The organism is Kitasatospora sp. NPDC059462 (assembly GCF_042749955.1).
Taxonomy (GTDB): Bacteria; Actinomycetota; Actinomycetes; order Streptomycetales; family Streptomycetaceae; genus Kitasatospora.
Map to the genome: position 1 here is coordinate 1 of NZ_JBHYUU010000297.1, position 6,305 is coordinate 6,305.

Here is a 6,305-nt window from a genome sequence, read left to right on the forward strand (position 1 = left end):
CCGCCGGTCGCGCACCCCTGCAGGCGGGCGGTGTCGGTGAGGCGCCCCACCCCCACCCGCGGGGGGTGGCCCCCCGCCCCCCTCCACCCCCGGGCCGGCCGCCGCCCCCCGGCCCCGGCCGCGGTCCCGCGCCCCGCGGACCGCCTGGACCCTCCCCCTAAGGACACCGATGCCCCCCACCCCCGCGCCCCGCGACACCCTCGGCGACCTGGACAGACGCAACCTGCGCCGGCTGATGCCGCTGCTGCTGGCGGCCTACATCATGTCCTTCCTCGACCGGACCAACATCGGCCTGGCCAAGGAACGGCTGGAGGCCGACCTCGGCATATCCGCCGCCGCCTACGGGCTCGGCGCGGGACTGTTCTTCCTCACCTACGCGGCCTCCGAGATCCCCAGCAACCTGATCATGCACCGGGTCGGCGCCCGCTGGTGGATCACCCGGATCATGCTCACCTGGGGCGTCATCTCCGCCTGCATGGCGTTCGTCCAGGGGGAGAAGTCCTTCTACGCGATGCGGCTGCTGCTGGGCGCCGCCGAGGCGGGCCTGCTGCCGGGCATCCTCCTCTACTTCACGTACTGGTTCCGCTCCGGCACCCGGGCCCGGGCGATCGGCCTGCTGCTGCTCGGGGCTTCGATCGCCAGCGTGCTCGGCAACCCGCTGGGCGGCCTGCTGCTGGAGATGGACGGGATCGGCGGCTGGCACGGCTGGCAGTGGATGTTCGTCGTCGAGGGCCTTCCCTGCGTCCTGCTGGCCTTCGTCGTCCTCAAGTACCTCCCGGACGGCCCGGCCACGGCCCCGTGGCTGACCGCCAAGGAAGCGGCACTGGTCACCGAGGCGACGACCCGCGAGCAGGAGGAAGGCGCCAGGGCCGCCGGCACCAGCTCCGGTTCCCTGCTGACGGTGCTGCGCGACAAGCAGATGCTCATCGCCATCTTCGCCAACTGGACGCACCAGGTGGCGCTCTACTCCGTCGTCTACTTCCTGCCCGGCATCATCGGCGGCTGGGGACACCTGTCCCCGTTCACCATCGGGCTGCTGACCAGCCTGCCCTGGGTGACGGCCGCGATCGGTGCCGTCCTGGTGCCACCGCGCGCCACCACCCCCCGCCGCTCCCGCAACTTCGTGGTGACCGGCCTGCTGATGATGTTCGCTGGACTCCTCGTCGCCACCGTCGCCGGCCCCGTGATCGCCCTGCTCGGCTTCTGCTTCACCGGCCTGGCGTTCTTCGTCGTCCAGCCGCTCCTGTTCAACTTCCCCGGCACCCGCCTGGAGGGCCGCACACTCGCCGGCGGCCTCGCCCTGCTCAACACGGTCGGCATCACCGGCGGCTTCGTCGGCCCCTACGTCATGGGCTGGGCCGAGGAGAGCACCGGCAACCACCTGGCCGGCCTGTGGATCTCCGTCGTGCTGCTGGCCCTCGGCGCCGCGGCCGCCACCCGCCTGCGGTTCTCCGCCACGGACCAGCGCCACGGCGCGAGCTGACACCTGCCCCCGTCCGCCCCGCCCGGGCCCACCACGTGGGTCCGGGCGGAACCGGGCGCGGGGCGGGCGGGCACGGCTTGACGGGGGCCCGGCCCGGGCATTGCACCGGGGAAGCGCCGGCGGGCGCGGAAAGAAAAAGGGGGGCCCGGTTGTGGGGTGGGTCGTCGTGCTGGCCGTGGCCGCCACGCTGACGGCGTTCGGCGCCTTCCGCTTCCGGCGGGCGCGCCGCGCGTTCTTCGACGCACTGGTGGTCCCGCGGGCGCAGGAGGAGGAACTGACGGTGTACGAGGTCGCCTACCTCCACGGGGGAAGGCGGTCGCTGGCGCGGACGGTGCTGGCCTCGATGGTGCTCGGCGGCCGGGTGTCGGTGGCGGACGGGGTGCTCACCGTGGTGGACCCCGTGGCGCGCGACGCCGTCGAGGCGGAGGTCGTCCGGGTGTTCGGGCGGGCGCCGCGGCGCCGGGCCTGGCGGCGGATGGAACGGCTGCAGCGCTCCCCCGGCCTCACCGCCGTCGGCCGGCGGCTCGGCGACCAGGGGCTGACCGCCCACCCCTCCCGCCTGCGGGCGCTCGAACGGGCCGACGACCAGCTGGCCGTGATCCGCATGGCCTCCTTCGCGCTCGGCGTCACGGCCGTCTGGATGGTCGCCGCCCGGGGCTTTCCCGACCCCCTGGTCCCGGGAGTCGCCACCTTCCTGCTCGTCGTGGCGGGCTGGTGGGCGGCCAGGGACCGGCTCCTGCGGTCCGGCGGGACCACGCAGGCGGGCCGCGCGGCCCTCGCCGCCCACCAGGAACGCCACCAGCCGTGGTGCCCCCGCATCCACGACCCGCTCGGCGACCAGGACGCCGCATTCCTCGGCAAGGCCACCCGCGGCGAATTCCACGGCAGGCTCGGCGCGTTGAACAAGGCCCTCAGCCCGCCCCCGCAGGCGCCGCTGCCCTTCGAGGACCCGCCGGGCCTGGGCGGCCTGTGACGGGCCGCAACCGGGCGCAGGCGGGCCCGGGCCCCGACGCCGCGGCGCGCGCGAGGGCCGCCGCCGGACGGTGAGCGGCCGCCGGGGCTCCCGGCCGGGAGGGCCGCGGCAGCGCAACCGGCAAGGGCCTGTCGGTGAGCAACTCCCTTCCCTACAATGCGAATCCGGCCGGCCGCCGGCGATGACGGCGGGCCGGTGACGACGGTCGAGGGGCGGGCGCGATGAGTGGCGATCGACTGAGGGTTCCGCACGAGTACCGGGTGGCGACCACACGGGTCGGGGGGCTCGCGTTCACCGTGCTGCTGCTGTCCTTCGGGGCCCTGCTGCCGATCTGGAGCGACAAGGAGTTCGCGCCCTCCACCAAGGCGATCGGCTCGCTGCTGGTGATCGGCTTCTGCCTGCTGGTGATCGTCGGCGTCGCCCGGGCCGGCACCCTGCTCACCACCGAGGGGATCACCGTGCGCGGAGTGGTGCGCCGCCGCCGGCTGCCCTGGGCCGGCATCACCCGGTTCGTCAAGGTGCCCAACCCGAACGCGCACACCGGCCGCGGCGCACCGGCGTTCCTCGTCCACGCGCTGCGCACCGACGGCCGCACGGTCCACCTCCCCTACGTCGACGACAAGCACGTCCTGGTGGACCGCGAAGTCGAACGGCTGAACGCGCTGCTGGCCGAACACCGCGCCGACGCCGACGGCGACTGAACCCGGGAGACGACGCCCGGCCCGCGGCCACCCGCACGAAGCCCCGCCCGCCGCGCGCGCGGCGGGCGGGGGCCGGATCGCTGCCAGGGCGATGCCAGGGGGATGCCGGCGGTGTGCCGGCGCGCACCGGTCTGAAGGGTGGTGCCGGGGTGATCGGCAACGGGGGCGAGATGAGCGCGCCCGGGGTCAGGGGAAACGGCGGGAACCGGAGTGGGCCGGGCGTGAGCGGCCTGGGGGGACAGGGGAAAGGCGGCGCAGCCGCCGGAACCGGGGTGGCGGGGTCAGGAGGGGCCGGTCAGCAGATCGGATCCACGGTCTTCGGTCTCCCCGGAGCCGGGCTCCTCGGTCGGGGAGGGGTGCACACGGTGGAACTCGAAACCGCCCAGGACACCGATACCCGGCACCCGAACGGACCTGGTGTGGTCGGCCTGGCCGGCGCAAGCGGCGCACCCGGGCAGCGGGAAGCGGATCATGTCGGCGTGTTCGGTCGGGGCGGTGACGAGATGGCGCAGAGCGTCCCTGTGGGGCCGGGCGGCGCCGGCACGGTGGTGGTGGGGTCGCCGTTCCCGGGCGCCGGGGTCGTGGGCCGTGGTGGGGGGAGGCTCACGCAGACCGGGACCGCTCCGGCAACGGATCTCGTCGGTGGCGGTCCCGGCGTCGTGGGTGTGTCCGGCGGTTCACGTCAGCTGCTGGCCGGGGAGGTGCGTGACGTCGGTGTGGTCGGCCTGTCGACCGTGCCGGGTTCGGGAAGGGGCGGGGTCTTCTCCACGTCCGATTCGCCGCAGATGCGTCTCGTTCCGGTGCAGGTTCCGTTCAGCAGCAGGGGGACTCCGGCCGTGACGGGTCTGCCGGGGGATCTGCTGTTCGCCTTCCGGTTCGAATCGGATCGGCCGGATGTTCCGATCTACTCGTTCTGGGTGTGCATGGGGGGTCTTCTGTGGAGCCCTCTGGCCTAGGGTCCGTCGCTTGGATTGTGGGGGATCGTGCTCTGCGCGGGTCCGGGGCGTGGGCCGGGCGGTGACCGGGTCAGCGCAGGGTGCGCAGGAAGATGTCGGCCTTGCCGTTGGTGTCGCCGGGGACGAGGTCCTCGGCCGTGGACCGGAAGACCACCTGGCGCCCGCCGGCGCTGACCGTGTCGATCCCGGCGGTGGCGGGGCGGTCGGTGACGGTTTCGTCGGTGCCCGTTTCGAGGTCGCGCAGCGTGAGCGGCGCCGGCCCGGTCGTCCCTGACGTGGTGTGCAGGAGGTAGCGGCCGGTGGGGTCGATGGCGAGGCCCTTGACGCCGGGGACCGGCAGGGCGGTGCCGGAGGCGACGTCGTGGACGTAGGTGTCGGGGCCCGAGAGGTAGACGACCTTGGTGCCGTCGTCGCTGAGCTGGACGAGCTCGGCCGCCACGCCCGGGCCCTCGATCGGGCCGGCGGCGGTGTTGCCGGCCCAGTCCCACAGGAAGATGTCGTGTTCGCCGCCGTCCTGGTAGGCGAGGCGGGTCCCGTCGGCGCTGATGGACGGCCGGATCGGCTCGGTGTTGTGGATGATGTCGACGGTCTGCAGGGCGCCGGTGTCGGGGCTGCGGACCTCGACGCGCTGGTTGGGCTCCGGCGGCCTGAACCTGACGGTGAACGCCTGGTGGGTCTCGTTCGCGCCCATGGACGCCTCGCAGGTGAAGAGCGAGCAGGTGTAGGCGGAGGTCCATCCCCGGGTCAGGTGCTCCTGGTAGAGGGCCGTGTTGGCGTACCTGGGTGCCAGATAGGCGAGGACCTGGCCGTCGCTGCTGAGCATGGGCGATCCCGACGCGGATCCGCCGAACTGCCGGTTCTGTCCCGTCGTCAGGTCGCGGACGAAGACCCGGTCGTTCCTGCCCGTGTTGCCGGGGGTGAGGTTGTTCGCGTAGGAGGTGAACACGATGCGGTCGCCGGCCGGTGTGATCGACGCCCGGGCGGAGTCGTCGTTGGCCTGGGTGCCGTCGGCCGCGACGCTGACCCTCTCGGTCCCGATCTGGTGCAGGCCCGCGCCGCCGGTGCCCCCGGCGGGTGCGGCCCAGGCCGTTGCGGGCAGCGCCACCGCGACCGCCCAGGCCACGGCCGCCGTGCCCAGGGCGGCCCGCCCGCGTCCGGCCGTGAGCCGTCTCGTCCGTCCTCGCATGTTCCCCCCACGCAGTTTCCGGTGCGGCACCCCGTTCGGGGAAGCCATCGACCATGAAAGAGGCGGCGCAGCGGCGCGGTCAACGCGCAGACGCGCCAGATGAGTTGCCGGAGCGGAGGGTTTCGGTCATCCGCCGGCCGTGCCGTCACTCGGCCCTCTCCCGCCCCACCGGGGACGTCGGCCCCGGCGGCGGTTCCCGGCGCCCTGGTCCTCGGCGACGGTTTGCGGGGTGGGTGGGGCTCGGTACTGGACGTCGATGGCTTCGATGCCGGTGAATTCGACGTCGAGTTCGTTGGCGCGGCCGCCGCTCCTGTTCCCGGGTCGGCGCCCGGCTGCCCCCTTTCCCTGTGGTGCGTGAGCCGGGTACGCCGGGGCGGGGGGTGTGCGCCCGGGGCGGGGAGGAGGGGGGTGAGGGGTGGTGGGCTTCTGTGCGCCGGGTGGTGGGGGTGCGTACGGCTTGCCCGGTGTCGTCACCGTGGGCTTCCATGGCGTTACCAGTGGTGATCTCCTGTGCGGGGTTTCCGCCCACCGTCCCGGAAGGACAGACGACATGATGATCCGACGCGTCGCGTTCGCGCTCGCGGCCGGCACGATCGCCGCCGCCCTCGGGTTCGCCCCGGCGGCCGCCGCCGGTACGGGGGGCCCGGCCGGGGGCGGGGCGCGGGAGAGCGTGCGGGCGTACGACGACTGCCCCACGGGCAACTTCTGCATCTTCAGCGACTACAACGGCGGGGGCCGGCGGTGCTGGTGGCCGGCCGAGGGGTCCTCCTCGATCCCGGACACCGCCGCCGGGTGCCCGTTCATCCGTGACGGCCAGAACGTGCGCTCGGTGCGCAACCGCACCGAGCACCGCGTCCAGTACTACACGAGCACCAACTACCACGACCGGGTCGGATCCACCCTCGCCGGCGGCCAGGGCAACCTCCAGGGCACCTACCAGATCCGCTCCTTCAGGCCGCAGTAGCCGGTCGGCGGCCGGGGGCGGCCCCCGTGCGCCGGGATCCCC

Annotated in this window: 6 protein-coding genes; 5 read left to right on the forward strand and 1 reads right to left on the reverse strand. The window is 74.0% G+C overall.

The features are described 5' to 3' along the window. The first annotated feature begins 169 nt into the window (after positions 1 to 169). The 4 genes from ACFXAM_RS37130 to ACFXAM_RS37145 all read left to right on the forward strand — a co-directional run bounded on the left by ACFXAM_RS37130 (position 170) and on the right by ACFXAM_RS37145 (position 4,113). Positions 170 to 1,483: an MFS transporter gene (locus ACFXAM_RS37130; RefSeq protein ID WP_380298158.1), complete on the forward strand. Its 1,314-nt coding sequence runs from the start codon at positions 170 to 172 to the stop codon at positions 1,481 to 1,483. Between the two features lie 151 nt (positions 1,484 to 1,634). Continuing rightward, complete coding sequence (locus ACFXAM_RS37135) at positions 1,635 to 2,456, forward strand: TIGR04222 domain-containing membrane protein (protein ID WP_380298159.1); 822 nt, start codon at positions 1,635 to 1,637, stop codon at positions 2,454 to 2,456. 221 nt (positions 2,457 to 2,677) lie between these two features. Further along, the gene (locus tag ACFXAM_RS37140) at positions 2,678 to 3,157 is read left to right on the forward strand and encodes a hypothetical protein (protein ID WP_380298161.1); all 480 of its coding nucleotides are present in this window, start codon (positions 2,678 to 2,680) and stop codon (positions 3,155 to 3,157) included. A gap of 365 nt (positions 3,158 to 3,522) precedes the next feature. Further along, entirely contained in the window at positions 3,523 to 4,113 is a 591-nt protein-coding gene (locus ACFXAM_RS37145) for a hypothetical protein (protein ID WP_380298163.1), read from the forward strand. Positions 4,114 to 4,183: 70 nt separating this feature from the next. Here the strand turns inward: ACFXAM_RS37145 and ACFXAM_RS37150 are convergent, their stop codons facing one another. Continuing rightward, complete coding sequence (locus ACFXAM_RS37150; protein ID WP_380298164.1) at positions 4,184 to 5,299, reverse strand: hypothetical protein; 1,116 nt, start codon at positions 5,297 to 5,299, stop codon at positions 4,184 to 4,186. 553 nt (positions 5,300 to 5,852) lie between these two features. On the opposite strand from ACFXAM_RS37150, the gene ACFXAM_RS37155 reads away from it, so the two are divergent. Next, entirely contained in the window at positions 5,853 to 6,263 is a 411-nt protein-coding gene (locus tag ACFXAM_RS37155; RefSeq protein WP_380298165.1) for a peptidase inhibitor family I36 protein, read from the forward strand. The last annotated feature ends 42 nt before the right edge of the window (positions 6,264 to 6,305 follow it).

Bases quoted from the DNA above. Each gene is read 5' to 3' on its own strand.
- ACFXAM_RS37130 (WP_380298158.1), top strand. From the start codon at position 170: ATGCCCCCCACCCCCGCGCCCCGCGACACCCTCGGCGACCTGGACAGA.
- ACFXAM_RS37140 (WP_380298161.1), top strand. From the start codon at position 2,678: ATGAGTGGCGATCGACTGAGGGTTCCGCACGAGTACCGGGTGGCGACC.
- ACFXAM_RS37150 (WP_380298164.1), bottom strand. From the start codon at position 5,299: ATGCGAGGACGGACGAGACGGCTCACGGCCGGACGCGGGCGGGCCGCC.
- ACFXAM_RS37155 (WP_380298165.1), top strand. From the start codon at position 5,853: ATGATCCGACGCGTCGCGTTCGCGCTCGCGGCCGGCACGATCGCCGCC.